Source organism: Pseudomonas sp. stari2 (genome assembly GCF_040760005.1).
Taxonomy (GTDB): domain Bacteria; phylum Pseudomonadota; class Gammaproteobacteria; order Pseudomonadales; family Pseudomonadaceae; genus Aquipseudomonas.
Genome location: NZ_CP099760.1, coordinates 5820108 through 5836894, shown reverse-complemented (window position 1 = coordinate 5836894; position 16787 = coordinate 5820108). Strand labels below are relative to the sequence as shown.

Here is a 16787-nt window from a genome sequence, read left to right as displayed (position 1 = left end):
CATTTTGCTTTTCTTGCAAGACAATAGCGTCGCAAGACAACAGTGGAGCTAGTAGATGGCAACTATCAACCAGCTGGTACGTCAGCCGCGTAAGCGTATCGTCGAGAAATCCGACGTGCCTGCGCTGCAGAACTGCCCGCAACGTCGTGGCGTGTGCACCCGTGTGTACACCACTACGCCGAAAAAACCTAACTCGGCACTGCGTAAAGTATGCCGTGTGCGTCTGACCAACGGTTTCGAGGTTTCCTCGTACATCGGTGGTGAAGGCCACAACCTGCAAGAGCACAGCGTGGTACTGATCCGCGGCGGTCGTGTAAAAGACTTGCCAGGTGTTCGTTACCACACCGTTCGCGGCTCCTTGGATACTTCCGGCGTTAAAGGCCGTAACCAGGGTCGTTCGAAGTACGGTACCAAGCGTCCGAAGTAATCGGCCGTTTTGCAGATTTTCATTTTATTGAGTCGATAAGAGTAAGGTCGGGCGCGAATCCTCAAGGATCTGTCCCGAACTAACCTGAAGACCGTTTGAGGGCTTATCAATGCCAAGACGTCGCGTAGCAGCAAAGCGTGAGATTCTGGACGATCCGAAATACGGAAGCCAAATCCTCGCCAAATTCATGAACCACGTTATGGAAAGCGGCAAGAAAGCCGTTGCCGAGCGTATCGTTTATGGTGCCCTGGAAACCGTTGCGGCTCGCAAGACCGGCACCGATCCCCTGGAACTCTTCGAAAAAGCACTCGACGCCATCGCTCCGCTGGTCGAAGTGAAGTCGCGCCGCGTTGGTGGTGCTACTTACCAGGTTCCGGTCGAAGTTCGTCCGTCCCGTCGTAACGCTCTGGCAATGCGCTGGTTGGTAGACTTCGCCCGCAAGCGTGGCGAGAAGTCTATGGCTCTGCGCTTGGCTGGCGAGCTGCTGGATGCTGCTGAAGGTAAAGGTGCTGCTGTTAAGAAGCGTGAAGACGTGCACCGTATGGCCGAAGCTAACAAAGCTTTCTCGCACTACCGCTTCTAATTTTAGCTTCACTAATTTTGCGAGGGCTTTATGGCTCGTACTACTCCGATTAGTCGCTACCGTAACATCGGTATCGTCGCTCACGTGGATGCTGGTAAAACCACCACCACCGAGCGCGTCCTTTTTTACACTGGCAAAAGTCACAAAATGGGCGAGGTGCATGACGGCGCCGCGACCACAGACTGGATGGTTCAGGAGCAGGAGCGTGGTATTACCATTACTTCTGCTGCCATTACCGCCTTCTGGAAAGGTTCCGAGAAGCAGTACCCGCACGAGCATCGCTTCAACGTAATCGATACCCCGGGCCACGTAGACTTCACCATTGAAGTAGAGCGTTCCCTGCGCGTACTCGACGGCGCTGTCGTTGTGTTCTGCGGTACTTCGGGTGTTGAGCCTCAGTCGGAAACCGTATGGCGTCAAGCCAACAAATACGGCGTTCCACGTCTTGTTTATGTAAACAAGATGGACCGTGCTGGTGCCAACTTCCTGCGCGTGATCGGTCAGATCAAACAGCGTCTGGGTCACACTCCGGTGCCGATTCAGCTGGCCATCGGTTCGGAAGACAACTTCCAGGGCCAGATCGACCTGATCAACATGCAAGCTGTTTACTGGAACGACTCTGACAAGGGTATGGTTCCGGTTCGCAAGGAAATCCCTGCGGACATGCTCGAGCTGGCCACTGAATGGCGCAGCAACATGGTTGAAGCTGCGGCTGAAGCCAGTGAAGAGCTGATGAACAAGTACCTGGAAGGTGAAGAGCTGTCGATCGCCGAGATCAAGGCTGCTCTGCGTCAGCGTACTATCGCTGGCGAAATCGTTCTGGCTGTTTGCGGTTCGTCCTTCAAGAACAAGGGTGTTCCCTTGGTTCTCGACGCCGTTATCGACTTCCTGCCTGCTCCGACCGACATTCCTGCTATCAAGGGTTCCAACCCTGATAACGAGGAAGAAGAGATGGAGCGTCATGCAAGCGACGACGAGCCGTTCGCGGCGTTGGCGTTCAAGATCGCTACCGACCCTTTCGTGGGTACTCTGACCTTCGTCCGCGTTTACTCGGGCGTGTTGAACTCCGGCGACGGCGTGATCAACTCGGTCAAAGGCAAGAAAGAGCGCGTGGGTCGTATGGTGCAAATGCACGCAAACGCCCGTGAAGAGATCAAGGAAGTGCGCGCTGGCGACATCGCGGCCCTGATCGGCATGAAGGACGTCACCACTGGTGAAACCCTCTGCAACGCTGACAAGCCAATCATCCTGGTTCGCATGGACTTCCCGGAGCCGGTTATTTCGGTTGCCGTAGAGCCTAAGACCAAGGATGACCAGGAAAAAATGGGTATCGCTCTGGGCAAGCTGGCTCAGGAAGACCCGTCTTTCCGTGTTAAAACTGATGAAGAGACTGGTCAAACGATCATCTCCGGCATGGGCGAGCTGCACTTGGACATCCTGGTTGACCGGATGCGCCGTGAGTTCAACGTCGAAGCCAACATCGGCAAGCCTCAAGTTTCGTACCGTGAGCGCATCACGAAGAGCTGCGAAATCGAAGGCAAGTTCGTTCGTCAGTCCGGCGGTCGTGGCCAGTTCGGTCACTGCTGGATTCGCTTTGCTCCTGCTGACGAAGGTCAGGAAGGTCTGCAATTCCTGAACGAAGTAGTAGGTGGTGTGGTTCCTAAGGAATACATCCCGGCTATCCAGAAGGGTATCGAAGAGCAGATGAAGAACGGCGTTGTTGCCGGCTATCCGCTGATCGGCCTGAAGGCTACCGTGTTCGATGGTTCTTACCACGACGTCGACTCCAACGAGATGGCGTTTAAAGTGGCTGCTTCCATGGCGACCAAGCAACTGGCCCAGAAGGGTGGTGGTGAGTTGCTCGAGCCGATCATGGCGGTAGAGGTTGTTACGCCTGAAGACTATATGGGTGACGTGATGGGCGACCTTAACCGTCGTCGCGGCATGATCCAGGGTATGGAAGACACAGTGTCCGGCAAGGTTATCCGTGCCGAGGTTCCACTGGGTGAGATGTTCGGTTATGCGACCGACGTTCGTTCCATGTCTCAGGGTCGCGCAAGCTACTCTATGGAATTCAAAAAATACGATACGGCTCCGTCGCACATCGTCGAATCCGTTACCAAAAAACAAGGCTGATTCAGCCCCTTTAGGCTAGGAGTTAATTGTCGTGGCTAAAGAAAAATTTGATCGTTCCCTACCGCACGTAAACGTTGGCACCATCGGTCACGTTGACCATGGTAAAACCACTCTGACCGCTGCTCTGACTCGCGTCTGCTCCGAAGTTTTCGGTTCGGCCGTAGTTGAATTCGACAAGATCGACAGCGCTCCAGAAGAAAAAGCTCGCGGTATCACCATCAACACCGCGCACGTTGAGTACAACTCGAACATTCGTCACTACGCTCACGTTGACTGCCCAGGTCACGCTGACTACGTGAAGAACATGATCACCGGTGCTGCCCAGATGGACGGCGCGATCCTGGTTTGCTCGGCTGCCGATGGTCCGATGCCACAAACTCGTGAGCACATCCTGCTGTCCCGTCAGGTAGGCGTTCCGTACATCGTGGTTTTCCTGAACAAGGCTGACCTGGTAGACGACGCAGAGCTGCTGGAACTGGTTGAAATGGAAGTTCGCGACCTGCTGTCCACCTACGACTTCCCAGGCGACGACACTCCGATCATTATCGGTTCGGCTCGTATGGCGCTGGAAGGTAAAGACGACAACGAAATGGGCACCACTGCTGTCAAGAAGCTGGTGGAAACTCTGGACAGCTACATCCCAGAGCCAGAGCGTGCTATCGACAAGCCGTTCCTGATGCCAATCGAAGACGTGTTCTCGATCTCGGGCCGCGGTACCGTGGTAACTGGTCGTATCGAGCGTGGTATCGTTCGCGTACAGGATCCGCTGGAAATCGTTGGTCTGCGTGACACTACCACCACCACCTGCACTGGTGTTGAGATGTTCCGCAAGCTGCTGGACGAAGGTCGTGCTGGCGAGAACTGCGGCGTTCTGCTGCGTGGTACCAAGCGTGACGACGTTGAGCGTGGTCAGGTTCTGGTTAAGCCGGGTTCGGTTAAGCCTCACACCAAGTTCACCGCAGAAGTTTACGTTCTGAGCAAGGAAGAAGGCGGTCGTCACACTCCGTTCTTCAAAGGCTACCGTCCACAGTTCTACTTCCGTACTACTGACGTGACTGGTAACTGCGAGCTGCCAGAAGGCGTTGAAATGGTAATGCCAGGTGACAACATTCAGATGACTGTTACCCTGATCAAAACCATCGCGATGGAAGATGGTCTGCGTTTCGCTATCCGTGAAGGCGGTCGTACCGTCGGCGCTGGCGTCGTAGCCAAAATCATCGAGTAATCTCTTTTTTGAGATAACTTTGATGAGTTGAAAAAGCCCCCGCTTAGCGGGGGCTTTTTTATTGGGTTGACACCTATCTGGGGCGTCTATAGAATTGCGCCTCCTTTTAACGGGCGTATTGCGCCCGGTGGGAATAGCAGCCGGAGTCTGAAATCCAATGCAAAATCAGCAAATCCGTATCAGGTTGAAGGCTTTTGACCATCGCCTGATCGACCAATCAACCCAGGAAATCGTGGAAACCGCGAAACGTACTGGTGCTCAAGTGCGTGGTCCAATTCCACTGCCTACCCGTAAAGAGCGGTTCACCGTTCTGGTTTCCCCGCACGTCAACAAAGATGCGCGTGACCAGTACGAAATCCGCACTCATAAGCGCGTTCTGGACATCGTCCAGCCAACGGATAAAACCGTTGATGCTCTTATGAAGCTTGATCTTGCGGCCGGTGTGGAAGTGCAGATCAGCCTCGGCTAAGACTCGGTCTTGGTCGTGTAACGCTCTGAAATGGGCGGCCATAGCGGGTGAAAGCCCCGTACACTCATGAGGTTTACAACATGACTATTGGTGTAGTCGGTCGTAAAGCGGGTATGACCCGTATTTTCACCGAAGAAGGTGTCTCCATTCCGGTCACGGTCATTGAGATCGAGCCGAATCGCGTCACCCAGTTCAAAACTGAAGAAACCGATGGCTATCGTGCAGTGCAAGTCACTGTCGGCGAGCGTCGTGCTTCCCGTGTTACAGCTGCTCAGGCTGGCCACTTCGCCAAGGCGAACGTTGCCGCTGGTCGTACCGTAATGGAATTCCGTCTTGAAGAAGGCGAGTACCAGGCCGGCGATCTGATCAACGCTGAAATCTTCGCTGCTGGTCAACTGGTTGATGTAACCGGTCAGTCCAAAGGTAAAGGCTTCCAGGGTACGATCAAGCGTTGGAACTTCCGCGGGCAAGATAACACCCACGGTAACTCCGTATCCCACCGCGTCCCAGGCTCTATCGGCCAGTGCCAGACTCCTGGTCGTGTATTCAAGGGCAAAAAAATGTCCGGTCATATGGGCGCTGAGCGCGTGACCGTGCAGTCCCTGGAAGTAGTGCGCGTGGACGCTGAACGCAATCTGTTGTTGGTCAAGGGTGCTGTTCCTGGCGCTACTGGCGGCAACCTGGTTGTACGTCCAGCAGCCAAGGCTCGCGGTTAAGGGGAAGCTGACATGCAATTAAATGTAAATGACGCTCAAGCGATCGAAGTTTCCGAACTGACATTTGGCGGCGAGTTCAACGAGACGCTGGTTCACCAAGCAGTCGTGGCCTACATGGCTGGCGGCCGTCAAGGTAGCAAGCAGCAAAAGACCCGTTCCGACGTTCGTGGTGGCGGTAAGCGCCCATGGCGTCAGAAAGGTACTGGCCGTGCTCGTGCCGGTACTATCCGTAGCCCAATCTGGCGCGGCGGCGGCACCACTTTCGCAGCTCGTCCACAGGATCACTCCCAGAAGCTGAACAAGAAGATGTACCGCGCAGCAATGCGTTCCATCCTTGCTGAGCTGGTGCGTACTGATCGTCTGGTTGTGGTTCAGGATTTCGCAGTTGAAACTCCGAAAACCAAAGACCTGCTGGGCAAACTGAACAACATGAGCCTGACCGACGTTCTGATCGTGTCCGACGCTGTTGATCAGAACCTGTACCTGGCTGCTCGTAACCTGCCGCACGTAGATGTACGTGACGTGCAAGGTTCCGATCCAGTTAGTCTGATCGCATACGACAAGGTGTTGATCACCGTGTCGGCCGTGAAGAAATTCGAGGAGCTGCTGGGATGAACCAGGAACGCGTATTTAAAGTTCTGCTTGGCCCGCACGTTTCCGAGAAGGCTACGGTTCTGGCAGACAAGAAAGGCCAGTTCGTTTTCAAGGTTGCTACCGATGCAACCAAGCTGGAAATCAAGAAGGCCGTCGAAAGCCTGTTCAGCGTGAAAGTTGAGCGTGTTACTACCCTGAACGTTCTGGGTAAGAGCAAGCGCACCGCTCGCGGTCTGGGCAAGCGTAATGACTGGAAGAAGGCAGTTATCTCCCTTCAGCCAGGCCAAGATCTCGATTTCAGCAGCAGTGCTGAGTAAGGAAGGGGTGCATCATGGCAATCGTTAAATGCAAACCGACTTCCCCTGGCCGCCGTTTTGTGGTCAAGGTGGTCAACCAGGAGCTGCATAAAGGCGCTCCTCACGCACCGCTGCTCGAGAAAAAATCGAAGTCTGGTGGTCGTAACAACAATGGCCGCATTACCACTCGTCACGTCGGTGGTGGTCATAAGCAGCATTACCGTATGGTCGATTTTCGTCGCAACGACAAAGATGGCATCGTCGCCACTGTCGAGCGTATCGAATACGATCCAAACCGTACTGCTCACATCGCACTGCTGTGCTACGCAGACGGCGAGCGCCGCTACATCATCGCCCCTAAAGGCGTGAGTGCTGGCGACCAGCTGATCGCAGGCGCTCTGGCTCCAATCAAGCCGGGCAACGCTCTGCAACTGCGCAACATTCCAGTCGGTTCTACCGTACACGGCATCGAACTGAAGCCAGGTAAAGGCGCACAGATCGCTCGTTCCGCTGGTGCTTCGGCTCAGCTGATCGCTCGTGAAGGTGTGTACGTTACCCTGCGTCTGCGTTCCGGTGAAATGCGTAAAGTACTGGCTGAGTGCCGTGCGACCCTGGGCGAAGTCTCGAACTCCGAGCACAGCCTGCGTTCGCTGGGTAAAGCTGGTGCCAAGCGCTGGCGTGGCGTTCGCCCAACCGTTCGTGGTGTTGCCATGAACCCGGTTGACCACCCACATGGTGGTGGTGAAGGTCGTACCTCTGGTGGTCGTCATCCGGTATCGCCATGGGGCTTCCCGACTAAGGGCGCGAAGACTCGTGGTAATAAGCGTACCGACAAAATGATCGTCCGTCGTCGCAAGTAAATAGAGGGATACGACAGTGCCACGTTCTCTGAAAAAAGGTCCTTTTATTGATCTTCACCTACTGAAGAAGATCGAAGTGGCGGCGGAAAAGAACGATCGCAAACCAATTAAGACTTGGTCGCGCCGTTCGATGATCCTGCCACAAATGGTCGGTCTGACCATCGCAGTACACAACGGTCGTCAGCACGTCCCAGTTCTCGTTAACGAAGACATGGTCGGCCACAAACTGGGCGAGTTCGCCGGTACCCGCAACTATCGCGGGCACGTGGCAGACAAGAAAGCCAAGCGTTAAGGGGTAAGGAAATGGAAGTAGCCGCTAAGTTGTCGGGCGCTCGAATCTCCGCCCAGAAAGCCCGCTTGGTCGCCGACCAGATCCGCGGGAAGAAGGTGGGCGAAGCGCTCAACCTGTTGGCTTTCAGCAGTAAGAAAGCCGCCGAGATCATGAAAAAAGTGCTGGAGTCGGCCGTAGCCAACGCCGAGCATAACGAAGGCGCAGATGTTGATGACCTGAAGGTCAGCACCGTTTTCGTCAACGAAGGGCGTTCGCTGAAGCGCATCATGCCACGTGCCAAAGGCCGTGCTGATCGCATCGTCAAGCGGTCTTGCCATATCACTGTCAAGGTTGCTGACAAGTAACGGAGTCGAAGAGATGGGTCAGAAAGTACATCCCATTGGCATTCGCCTGGGAATCGTCAAGGAGCACACCTCCGTCTGGTACGCAGACGGTCGGACTTATGCGGACTACTTGTTCGCTGATCTGAAGGTGCGTGAATACCTCCAAGACAAACTAAAAAGCGCGTCCGTAAGCCGTATCGATATCCATCGTCCGGCCCAAACTGCACGCATCACCATCCACACCGCTCGTCCAGGTATCGTTATCGGGAAGAAAGGTGAAGATGTTGAGAAACTGCGTCAGGACCTGACCAAGCAAATGGGTGTGCCTGTGCACATCAATATCGAAGAGATCCGCAAGCCGGAACTCGACGGTATGCTGGTTGCCCAGAGCGTAGCTCAGCAGCTGGAGCGTCGTGTGATGTTCCGTCGCGCCATGAAGCGCGCCGTACAGAACGCCATGCGCATTGGTGCCAAAGGCATCAAAATCCAAGTGAGCGGTCGTCTCGGCGGTGCTGAAATCGCACGTACTGAATGGTATCGCGAAGGTCGTGTGCCACTGCACACCCTGCGTGCCGATATCGACTATGCCACCTACGAAGCTCACACCACCTACGGTGTGATCGGTGTAAAGGTTTGGATCTTCAAAGGCGAAGTAATTGGTGGTCGCCAAGAAGAACTGAAACCACAAGCACCAGCGCCTCGTAAAAAAGCTGCTAAGTAAGGGGTACGCCAAATGTTGCAACCAAAGCGTACGAAGTTCCGCAAGCAGATGACCGGCCACAACCGTGGTCTGGCACTGCGCGGTAGCAAAGTCAGCTTCGGCGAGTTCGCGCTGAAGTCTGTTGCTCGTGGTCGTCTCACCGCTCGTCAGATCGAGTCAGCGCGTCGTGCTCTGACCCGTCACGTAAAACGTGGTGGCAAGATCTGGATCCGTGTATTCCCGGACAAGCCGATCTCCAAGAAACCTCTTGAGGTTCGTATGGGTAAAGGTAAGGGTAACGTGGAATACTGGGTTGCCCAGATTCAGCCAGGCAAAGTCCTGTATGAAATCGAGGGTGTTTCTGAAGAGCTGGCGCGTGAGGCTTTCGCCCTGGCTGCTGCAAAGCTGCCGCTCGCCACCTCCTTTGTTAAGCGGACGGTGATGTGATGAAAGCGAATGAACTTCGTGAAAAATCCGCACAGCAGCTGAACGAGCAACTGCTCGGCTTGCTGCGCGACCAGTTCAATCTGCGCATGCAGAAAGCAACTGGCCAGTTGGGGCAGTCTCATCTGCTCTCGCAAGTTAAGCGTGACATCGCTCGCGTGAAGACTGTGCTCAACCAGCAGGCAGGTAAGTGATCATGGCTGAAGCCGAAAAAACTGTCCGTACGCTGACTGGCCGTGTTGTCAGCGACAAGATGGACAAAACCATCACCGTTCTGATCGAGCGTCGCGTTAAGCACCCGATCTACGGTAAATACGTTAAGCGTTCGACTAAGCTGCACGCGCACGACGAAACCAATCAGTGCCACATCGGCGACAAAGTCACTATTCGTGAAACTCGTCCGATGGCCAAGACCAAGTCTTGGGCGCTGGTTGATGTTCTCGAACGCGCTGTGGAAGTCTAAGGGCTAGGGGTCGGAGAAATTATATGATTCAGACTCAATCCATGCTCGATGTGGCCGATAACAGCGGCGCTCGCCGCGTTATGTGCATCAAGGTGCTGGGTGGCTCCCATCGTCGTTACGCTGGTATCGGTGACATCATCAAAGTTACCGTGAAGGAAGCAATTCCTCGCGGTAAGGTGAAAAAAGGCCAAGTGATGACTGCTGTTGTAGTCCGCACTCGTCACGGCGTACGTCGTGCTGATGGCTCCATTATCCGTTTTGATGGCAACGCTGCTGTTCTTCTGAACAACAAGCAAGAGCCGATCGGCACCCGTATCTTTGGGCCAGTGACCCGTGAGCTTCGTACTGAGAAGTTCATGAAGATCGTCTCGCTCGCCCCAGAAGTGCTGTAAGGAGATCCGACATGCAAAAGATTCGTCGTGACGACGAGATCATCGTGATCGCCGGCAAAGACAAAGGTAAGCGCGGAAAGGTGCTGAAGGTTCTTGCTGATAACCGTCTGGTTGTTGGTGGTCTGAACCTGGTCAAGCGTCATACCAAGCCTAACCCGATGTCGGGCGTACAGGGCGGTATCGTCGAGAAAGAAGCGCCACTGCACGCTTCTAACGTCGCCATTTTCAACGGCGAAACCAACAAGGCTGACCGCGTTGGTTTCAAAGTAGAAGACGGTAAAAAAATTCGTGTCTTCAAGTCGACCCAAAAAGCGGTTGATGCTTGAACACTGCTAGGTAGAAGACCATGGCACGACTAAAAGAGATTTACCGGAAGGAAATCGCTCCGAAACTTAAGGAAGAACTTAAGCTTTCGAACGTGATGGAAGTTCCGCGCGTTACCAAAATCACCCTGAACATGGGTCTGGGCGAAGCGATCGGCGACAAAAAAGTCATCGAGCACGCTGTTGCTGACCTGGAAAAGATCACCGGCCAGAAAGTCGTTGTGACCTACGCTCGCAAATCCATCGCTGGCTTTAAAGTCCGTGAAGGTTGGCCGATCGGCGTCAAAGTGACCCTGCGCCGTGAGCGTATGTACGAGTTCCTGGATCGTCTGCTGTCGATCTCCCTGCCTCGGGTTCGCGACTTCCGCGGCCTGAATGCCAAGTCCTTCGATGGTCGTGGCAACTACAGCATGGGCGTGAAAGAGCAGATCATTTTCCCGGAAATCGACTACGACAAGATCGATGCTCTCCGCGGTCTGGACATTACCCTGACCACCACTGCCAAGAACGATGACGAAGGCCGCGCTCTGCTGCGTGCTTTCAAATTCCCGTTCCGCAACTGATTGGAGTAGGAAAATGGCCAAGAAGAGCATGAAAAACCGTGAGCTGAAGCGTCAGCTCACCGTTGCCAAGTACGCCACCAAGCGTGCAGCGCTGAAAGCTATCATCGTCGATCTGAACGCAAGTCCAGAAGCGCGTTGGGAAGCTACTGTAGCTCTGCAGAAGCAGCCACGTGACGCAAGCGCTTCGCGCATGCGTAACCGCTGCCGCCTGACTGGTCGTCCGCACGGCGTTTACCGCAAGTTCGGCCTGGGCCGTAACAAACTGCGTGAAGCTGCAATGCGTGGTGACGTTCCAGGTCTGGTTAAAGCCAGCTGGTAATTGCTGTCAAAGTCTCGATGGTCGGGATCGCAAGAACCTGACCATCGGTGGCCTTGAACATGAATCAAGCCCCTTTTGGGGCTTGATTCATTTCTGGGGTGTGTCTAGAATGACCGGCTCGCCTGAGCCCGTGTTTTTCTGCCCGGAATTTCTCGGCGACAAGTAGTAGCCGCAAGGCTAATTTTTCTGTATTAGGAGCGTCTAGCCCATGAGTATGCAGGACCCGTTAGCGGACATGCTAACTCGAATCCGTAATGCCCAGATGGCTGAAAAGTCCGTCGTAAGCATGCCTTCTTCCACGTTGAAGGTGGCTGTAGCTAAAGTCCTGAAGGACGAAGGTTACATCGCGGGTTATCAGATCAGCAGCGAAACCAAGCCACTGCTGTCTATCGAGCTGAAATATTTCGAAGGCCGTCCGGTTATCGAAGAAGTCAAGCGCGTTAGCCGTCCAGGCCTGCGTCAGTACAAGTCCGTCGAAGAGCTGCCAAAAGTACGTGGCGGTCTCGGCGTGTCTATCGTCTCCACCAACAAAGGTGTGATGACTGATCGTGCTGCGCGCGCTGCCGGTGTCGGCGGCGAAGTTCTTTGCACTGTGTTCTAAGGGGGGATAAGCATGTCTCGCGTCGCTAAGAACCCCGTTAAGCTGCCAGCCGGTGTCGAAGTAAAATTCGCAGGCCAACAGCTTTCGGTGAAGGGTGCCAAGGGTACTCTTGAACTGAACGTCCATTCGTCCGTTGAGATCGTTGAAGAAGCCGGTGAGCTGCGTTTTGCTGCTCGCAATGGCGATCAGCAGACTCGCGCAATGGCCGGTACCACTCGTGCGTTGGTAAACAACATGGTCCAGGGCGTAAGCCAAGGCTTCGAGCGCAAGCTCCAGCTGGTCGGTGTTGGTTACAAAGCGCAAGCAAAAGGTCAGGTGCTGAACCTGGCTCTTGGCTTCTCGCACCCAGTGGATTACGAACTGCCGGAAGGCATCACCGCTGAGACTCCTAGCCAGACCGATATCCTGATCAAGGGCATCGACAAGCAGCTGGTAGGTCAAGTGGCCGCCGAGATCCGCGACTTCCGTCCACCAGAGCCGTACAAAGGCAAAGGTGTGCGCTACGCGGACGAAGTCGTCCGTCGTAAAGAAGCCAAGAAGAAGTAGGGCATAGCAAATGACCGACAAAAAAGTTACTCGACTGCGTCGCGCTCGCAAAGCACGCCTGAAAATGCACGAACTCGAAGTCGTGCGTCTCTGCGTGTTCCGCTCTTCGCAGCACATCTACGCCCAGGTCATTTCGGCCGACGGCAACAAAGTCCTGGCAAGCGCCTCGACTTTGGATAAAGAACTGCGTGATGGCGCCACTGGCAACATCGACGCGGCCACTAAGGTTGGCCAGCTGGTCGCTTCGCGTGCTAAGGCCGCAGGCGTCTCGCAGGTGGCTTTCGACCGCTCTGGCTTCAAGTACCACGGCCGCGTAAAAGCGCTGGCTGATGCTGCTCGTGAAGCTGGGCTGGAGTTCTAAGTTATGTCAAATAACGACCAAAAGCGCGACGAAGGCTACATCGAGAAGCTGGTTCAAGTTAACCGCGTAGCCAAAACCGTTAAAGGCGGCCGTATCTTCACTTTCACTGCGTTGACCGTGGTTGGTGATGGTAAGGGCCGTGTTGGCTTCGGCCGTGGCAAGTCGCGTGAAGTGCCTGCTGCGATCCAGAAGGCAATGGAAGCTGCTCGCCGCAACATGATCCAGGTTGATCTGAACGGCACTACCCTGCAGTACGCAATGAAGTCCGCTCACGGCGCTTCGAAGGTGTACATGCAGCCTGCTTCTGAAGGTACCGGTATCATCGCTGGCGGCGCTATGCGTGCTGTCCTCGAAGTTGCTGGCGTTCAGAACGTTCTGGCCAAGTGCTACGGCTCGACTAACCCTGTAAACGTGGTTCACGCCACTTTCAAGGGTCTGAAAGCCATGCAGTCTCCTGAATCCATTGCAGCCAAGCGTGGCCTGCGTGTTGAGGAGATCAAGTAATCATGGCTACCGTTAAAGTTACGCTGATCAAAAGCATGACCGGCCGCATCCCTAACCACAAACTGTGCGTTAAGGGTCTGGGTCTGCGTCGCATCGGTCACACTGTAGAGGTCCAGGATACTCCCGAGAATCGCGGGATGATCAACAAGGCTTACTACATGCTGCGTGTCGAGGGTTAATCGATGAAACTCAATGATCTGAGTCCAGCGCCGGGTTCCCGTCGCGAAAAGCATCGTCCGGGCCGTGGTATCGGTAGTGGTTTGGGTAAGACTGGTGGCCGTGGTCACAAAGGTCAAACCTCCCGCTCCGGTGGCACCATTGCTCCAGGCTTTGAAGGCGGTCAACAGCCGCTGCATCGTCGCCTGCCGAAGTTCGGTTTCGTTTCCCTGAAAGCCATGGATCGCGCAGAAGTGCGTCTGTCCGAGCTGGCTAAAGTGGAAGGCGACATCGTCACCGTGCAGTCCCTGAAAGATGCCAACGTGATCAACGTCAACGTACAGCGTGTGAAAATCATGCTGTCCGGTGAAGTGACTCGCGCTGTCACTATCGGCAAGGGAATCGGCGCCACCAAAGGTGCGCGTGCGGCTATCGAAGCAGCTGGCGGCAAGTTCGAGGAATAAATGGCTAAGCAAGGTGCTCTCTCTGCGCTCGGCAAAGGCGGTATGTCTGAACTCTGGGCTCGTCTGCGTTTTCTGTTCCTGGCGATTATCGTCTACCGAATAGGCGCACACATCCCGGTTCCAGGTATCAACCCGGACCGACTCGCGGACCTGTTTCGACAGAATGAGGGGACCATTCTTAGCTTGTTCAACATGTTTTCCGGCGGCGCGCTGGAGCGGATGAGCATCTTTGCACTGGGGATCATGCCGTACATTTCGGCATCGATCATCATGCAGCTGATGACCGCCGTCAGCCCGCAGCTGGAGCAGTTGAAGAAGGAAGGTGAAGCTGGCCGTCGCAAGATCAGCCAGTACACCCGCTACGGCACCGTCGTCCTCGCTCTCGTCCAGGCCATTGGCATGTCCATTGGTCTGGCGGGGCAGGGCGTTGCGTTCACTGGTGACTTTGGCTTCCATTTCGTCGCGGTATCCACGTTTGTGGCTGGTGCGATGTTCATGATGTGGCTGGGTGAGCAGATTACTGAGCGTGGTGTAGGCAACGGTATCTCGATGTTGATTTTTTCGGGAATCGTCGCCGGTCTTCCGAGAGCAATCGGGCAGTCTTTCGAGTCTGCGCGTCAGGGTGATATCAACATCTTCGCCTTGGTTGCCATCGGTTTGCTGGCAGTAGCGATTATCGGTTTCGTGGTGTTCATTGAGCGTGGTCAGCGTCGTATCGCTGTTCACTACGCCAAGCGTCAGCAAGGCCGCAAGGTTTTCGCTGCGCAGACTAGCCACTTGCCGCTGAAGGTGAACATGGCCGGCGTTATTCCGGCTATTTTCGCGAGCAGCATTCTGCTGTTTCCGGCTTCGTTGGGTGCCTGGTTTGGTCAGTCTGAAGGTATGGGCTGGTTGCAGGACATCTCGCAGTCGATCGCTCCTGGTCAGCCGTTGAATATTCTGCTGTTTAGTGCAGGGATTATTTTCTTCTGCTTCTTCTATACGGCGTTGATGTTCAATCCGAAAGACGTAGCGGAAAACCTGAAGAAGTCCGGTGCCTTTATTCCGGGCATCCGTCCAGGTGAGCAGTCTGCGCGCTACATTGATGGCGTTCTGACTCGCTTGACCATGTTCGGTGCTCTTTACATGACGGCCGTGTGCCTGTTGCCCCAGTTCCTGGTGGTTGCAGCAAACGTTCCGTTCTACCTTGGCGGGACCTCGTTGCTGATCGTGGTCGTGGTTGTGATGGACTTCATGTCCCAAGTACAATCGCACCTCGTTTCGCACCAGTACGAATCCCTGATGAAGAAAGCCAACCTGAAGGGTTACGGCAGCGGCATGTTGCGCTGAGTACCCATAAGGTTCGAGGAGTTGGTGATGAAAGTTCGTGCATCGGTGAAAAAGCTGTGCCGTAACTGCAAGATTATTCGCCGCGAAGGTGTTGTTCGAGTAATTTGCAGCGCGGAACCGCGTCACAAACAGCGCCAAGGCTGAGTGTGATTGTGCTTCAAGCCCGGCAGCTAGTGCGCTGCCGGGTTGATTATTTGTTATTACAGCGATATTATCTCGCGCCCTATTTCTTGGCTTCCGGGGCGTAGGTAGCTGTCAATTGGAGTCCCACTGAATGGCCCGTATTGCAGGCGTTAACATTCCAGATAACAAGCATACTGTTATCTCGCTGACCTACATCTATGGTGTTGGTCGCACTACTGCGCAGAAAATCTGTGCAGTGACTGGGGTAAACCCAGCAGCAAAGATCAAGGATCTGAGCGACGAGCAAATTGAACAGCTGCGTGGCGAAGTGGCGAAGTTCACCACTGAAGGTGACCTGCGTCGCGAAATCAACATGAAAATCAAGCGCTTGATGGACCTCGGTTGCTATCGCGGTCTGCGTCATCGTCGTGGTCTGCCAGTACGCGGTCAGCGTACCAAGACCAACGCGCGTACCCGTAAAGGTCCGCGTAAGCCGATCCGCAAGTAATCGCCCCAGCGAATCGACAGGAATTTAATCATGGCAAAACCTGCTGCTCGTCCTCGTAAAAAAGTTAAAAAGACAGTGGTTGATGGCATCGCCCACATCCATGCCTCTTTTAACAACACCATCGTGACCATTACCGACCGTCAAGGTAACGCTCTTTCCTGGGCTACCTCCGGTGGTTCGGGTTTCCGCGGTTCCCGCAAGTCCACCCCGTTCGCTGCTCAAGTAGCTGCTGAGCGTGCTGGTCAAGCTGCGCTGGAATACGGCCTGAAAAACCTCGACGTAAACGTCAAGGGCCCAGGTCCAGGTCGTGAATCCGCAGTCCGCGCTTTGAACGGCTGTGGCTACAAGATCGCCAGCATCACCGACGTGACGCCAATCCCGCACAACGGGTGCCGTCCGCCGAAGAAGCGCCGCGTGTAATCCAGGAGATTGTAAAGAATGGCTCGTTACATTGGTCCAAAATGCAAACTCGCTCGTCGCGAAGGCACCGATCTCTTCCTGAAGAGCGGCGTGCGCGCGATCGAATCGAAGTGCAACATTGAAGCAGCACCTGGTATCCACGGCCAACGCCGCGGTCGCCAGTCCGACTACGGCACCCAACTGCGTGAAAAGCAGAAGGTCCGTCGTATCTACGGCGTTCTCGAGCGTCAGTTCAGCGGCTACTACAAAGAAGCGGCTGGCAAGAAAGGTGCAACCGGTGAAAACCTGCTGCAACTGCTCGAATGCCGTCTGGACAACGTCGTATACCGTATGGGCTTTGGTTCGACTCGTGCCGAATCCCGTCAGCTGGTATCGCACAAGTCGATCAGCGTTAACGGTCAGACCGTAAACGTTCCTTCGTACCAGGTTCGTGCTGGTGACGTGGTCGCTGTTCGCGAGAAAGCAAAAAATCAACTTCGCATTGTCCAAGCTCTCGATCTGTGTGCTCAACGTGGCCGCGTAGAGTGGGTAGAAGTAGACACTGAGAAGAAGTCGGGCGTTTTCAAGAACGTTCCTGCTCGCAGTGATCTGTCCGCCGACATCAACGAAAGCCTGATTGTCGAGCTCTACTCCAAGTAAGGGCTAGAAAA

30 protein-coding genes are annotated in these 16787 nt (G+C 54.7%); all 30 read left to right on the top strand.

Features of this window, described 5'->3' with window-relative positions:
• The first annotated feature begins 55 nt into the window (after nt 1-55).
• On the top strand, nt 56-427 hold the full coding sequence (gene rpsL, locus NH234_RS26840; RefSeq protein WP_003186084.1) for a 30S ribosomal protein S12: 372 nt from the start codon (nt 56-58) through the stop codon (nt 425-427).
• Nucleotides 428-536: 109 nt separating this feature from the next.
• Nucleotides 537-1010: a 30S ribosomal protein S7 gene (rpsG, locus tag NH234_RS26835; RefSeq protein WP_007957592.1), complete on the top strand. Its 474-nt coding sequence runs from the start codon at nt 537-539 to the stop codon at nt 1008-1010.
• Nucleotides 1011-1040: 30 nt separating this feature from the next.
• Nucleotides 1041-3146, top strand: coding sequence for an elongation factor G (fusA, locus tag NH234_RS26830; RefSeq protein ID WP_367254877.1), 2106 nt, complete (start codon nt 1041-1043; stop codon nt 3144-3146).
• 31 nt (nt 3147-3177) lie between these two features.
• The gene (gene tuf, locus NH234_RS26825; RefSeq protein ID WP_028614144.1) at nt 3178-4371 is read left to right on the top strand and encodes an elongation factor Tu; all 1194 of its coding nucleotides are present in this window, start codon (nt 3178-3180) and stop codon (nt 4369-4371) included.
• A gap of 157 nt (nt 4372-4528) precedes the next feature.
• Nucleotides 4529-4840, top strand: coding sequence for a 30S ribosomal protein S10 (gene rpsJ / locus NH234_RS26820; RefSeq protein WP_003186070.1), 312 nt, complete (start codon nt 4529-4531; stop codon nt 4838-4840).
• Nucleotides 4841-4920: 80 nt separating this feature from the next.
• Entirely contained in the window at nt 4921-5556 is a 636-nt protein-coding gene (gene rplC, locus NH234_RS26815; RefSeq protein WP_007955641.1) for a 50S ribosomal protein L3, read from the top strand.
• Nucleotides 5557-5568: 12 nt separating this feature from the next.
• Nucleotides 5569-6171, top strand: coding sequence for a 50S ribosomal protein L4 (gene rplD / locus NH234_RS26810; protein ID WP_003228735.1), 603 nt, complete (start codon nt 5569-5571; stop codon nt 6169-6171).
• A complete protein-coding gene (gene rplW / locus NH234_RS26805) occupies nt 6168-6467 on the top strand; it encodes a 50S ribosomal protein L23 (protein WP_002555488.1) in 300 nt (99 codons plus the stop codon). Before rplD ends, rplW begins: the two co-directional genes overlap by 4 nt.
• A 14-nt stretch (nt 6468-6481) precedes the next feature.
• Complete coding sequence (gene rplB / locus NH234_RS26800) at nt 6482-7306, top strand: 50S ribosomal protein L2 (protein ID WP_367254872.1); 825 nt, start codon at nt 6482-6484, stop codon at nt 7304-7306.
• A 16-nt stretch (nt 7307-7322) separates the two neighbouring features.
• Nucleotides 7323-7598: a 30S ribosomal protein S19 gene (gene rpsS / locus NH234_RS26795; protein WP_011336172.1), complete on the top strand. Its 276-nt coding sequence runs from the start codon at nt 7323-7325 to the stop codon at nt 7596-7598.
• 11 nt (nt 7599-7609) lie between these two features.
• Nucleotides 7610-7942, top strand: a complete 333-nt coding sequence (gene rplV / locus NH234_RS26790; RefSeq protein WP_003103908.1) for a 50S ribosomal protein L22 — start codon at nt 7610-7612, stop codon at nt 7940-7942.
• A gap of 13 nt (nt 7943-7955) precedes the next feature.
• On the top strand, nt 7956-8642 hold the full coding sequence (gene rpsC / locus NH234_RS26785; RefSeq protein WP_027982006.1) for a 30S ribosomal protein S3: 687 nt from the start codon (nt 7956-7958) through the stop codon (nt 8640-8642).
• 12 nt (nt 8643-8654) lie between these two features.
• Entirely contained in the window at nt 8655-9068 is a 414-nt protein-coding gene (gene rplP / locus NH234_RS26780; RefSeq protein WP_003228729.1) for a 50S ribosomal protein L16, read from the top strand.
• A complete protein-coding gene (gene rpmC, locus NH234_RS26775) occupies nt 9068-9259 on the top strand; it encodes a 50S ribosomal protein L29 (RefSeq protein WP_002555481.1) in 192 nt (63 codons plus the stop codon). The genes rplP and rpmC overlap by 1 nt, the downstream gene beginning before the upstream one ends.
• Nucleotides 9260-9261: 2 nt before the next feature.
• Complete coding sequence (rpsQ, locus tag NH234_RS26770; RefSeq protein WP_003194644.1) at nt 9262-9528, top strand: 30S ribosomal protein S17; 267 nt, start codon at nt 9262-9264, stop codon at nt 9526-9528.
• A gap of 23 nt (nt 9529-9551) precedes the next feature.
• The gene (rplN, locus tag NH234_RS26765) at nt 9552-9920 is read left to right on the top strand and encodes a 50S ribosomal protein L14 (RefSeq protein ID WP_002555479.1); all 369 of its coding nucleotides are present in this window, start codon (nt 9552-9554) and stop codon (nt 9918-9920) included.
• 11 nt (nt 9921-9931) lie between these two features.
• Complete coding sequence (gene rplX / locus NH234_RS26760; protein WP_003186046.1) at nt 9932-10246, top strand: 50S ribosomal protein L24; 315 nt, start codon at nt 9932-9934, stop codon at nt 10244-10246.
• A gap of 20 nt (nt 10247-10266) precedes the next feature.
• Nucleotides 10267-10806, top strand: coding sequence for a 50S ribosomal protein L5 (gene rplE / locus NH234_RS26755; protein WP_003210069.1), 540 nt, complete (start codon nt 10267-10269; stop codon nt 10804-10806).
• A 13-nt stretch (nt 10807-10819) separates the two neighbouring features.
• Nucleotides 10820-11125: a 30S ribosomal protein S14 gene (gene rpsN, locus NH234_RS26750; RefSeq protein WP_003228726.1), complete on the top strand. Its 306-nt coding sequence runs from the start codon at nt 10820-10822 to the stop codon at nt 11123-11125.
• Between the two features lie 208 nt (nt 11126-11333).
• On the top strand, nt 11334-11726 hold the full coding sequence (gene rpsH / locus NH234_RS26745) for a 30S ribosomal protein S8 (protein ID WP_011336171.1): 393 nt from the start codon (nt 11334-11336) through the stop codon (nt 11724-11726).
• A gap of 12 nt (nt 11727-11738) precedes the next feature.
• Nucleotides 11739-12272: a 50S ribosomal protein L6 gene (rplF, locus tag NH234_RS26740; protein ID WP_065259511.1), complete on the top strand. Its 534-nt coding sequence runs from the start codon at nt 11739-11741 to the stop codon at nt 12270-12272.
• Nucleotides 12273-12282: 10 nt separating this feature from the next.
• Complete coding sequence (rplR, locus tag NH234_RS26735; RefSeq protein ID WP_010443919.1) at nt 12283-12633, top strand: 50S ribosomal protein L18; 351 nt, start codon at nt 12283-12285, stop codon at nt 12631-12633.
• A 3-nt stretch (nt 12634-12636) separates the two neighbouring features.
• Nucleotides 12637-13137, top strand: a complete 501-nt coding sequence (gene rpsE, locus NH234_RS26730; RefSeq protein WP_007955637.1) for a 30S ribosomal protein S5 — start codon at nt 12637-12639, stop codon at nt 13135-13137.
• A 2-nt stretch (nt 13138-13139) separates the two neighbouring features.
• Nucleotides 13140-13316, top strand: a complete 177-nt coding sequence (gene rpmD, locus NH234_RS26725; protein WP_003176408.1) for a 50S ribosomal protein L30 — start codon at nt 13140-13142, stop codon at nt 13314-13316.
• 3 nt (nt 13317-13319) lie between these two features.
• Nucleotides 13320-13757, top strand: coding sequence for a 50S ribosomal protein L15 (rplO, locus tag NH234_RS26720; RefSeq protein WP_003228720.1), 438 nt, complete (start codon nt 13320-13322; stop codon nt 13755-13757).
• Complete coding sequence (secY, locus tag NH234_RS26715) at nt 13758-15086, top strand: preprotein translocase subunit SecY (protein ID WP_003228718.1); 1329 nt, start codon at nt 13758-13760, stop codon at nt 15084-15086.
• A gap of 27 nt (nt 15087-15113) precedes the next feature.
• Nucleotides 15114-15230: a 50S ribosomal protein L36 gene (gene rpmJ, locus NH234_RS26710; protein WP_002555468.1), complete on the top strand. Its 117-nt coding sequence runs from the start codon at nt 15114-15116 to the stop codon at nt 15228-15230.
• 130 nt (nt 15231-15360) lie between these two features.
• Complete coding sequence (gene rpsM, locus NH234_RS26705; RefSeq protein ID WP_003186020.1) at nt 15361-15717, top strand: 30S ribosomal protein S13; 357 nt, start codon at nt 15361-15363, stop codon at nt 15715-15717.
• Nucleotides 15718-15747: 30 nt separating this feature from the next.
• Nucleotides 15748-16137 carry a 30S ribosomal protein S11 gene (gene rpsK, locus NH234_RS26700; RefSeq protein ID WP_002555466.1) on the top strand — a complete coding sequence of 130 codons (390 nt, stop codon included), beginning with the start codon at nt 15748-15750 and terminating at the stop codon, nt 16135-16137.
• Nucleotides 16138-16155: 18 nt separating this feature from the next.
• A complete protein-coding gene (gene rpsD / locus NH234_RS26695) occupies nt 16156-16776 on the top strand; it encodes a 30S ribosomal protein S4 (RefSeq protein WP_003176404.1) in 621 nt (206 codons plus the stop codon).
• Nucleotides 16777-16787 lie beyond the last annotated feature (11 nt).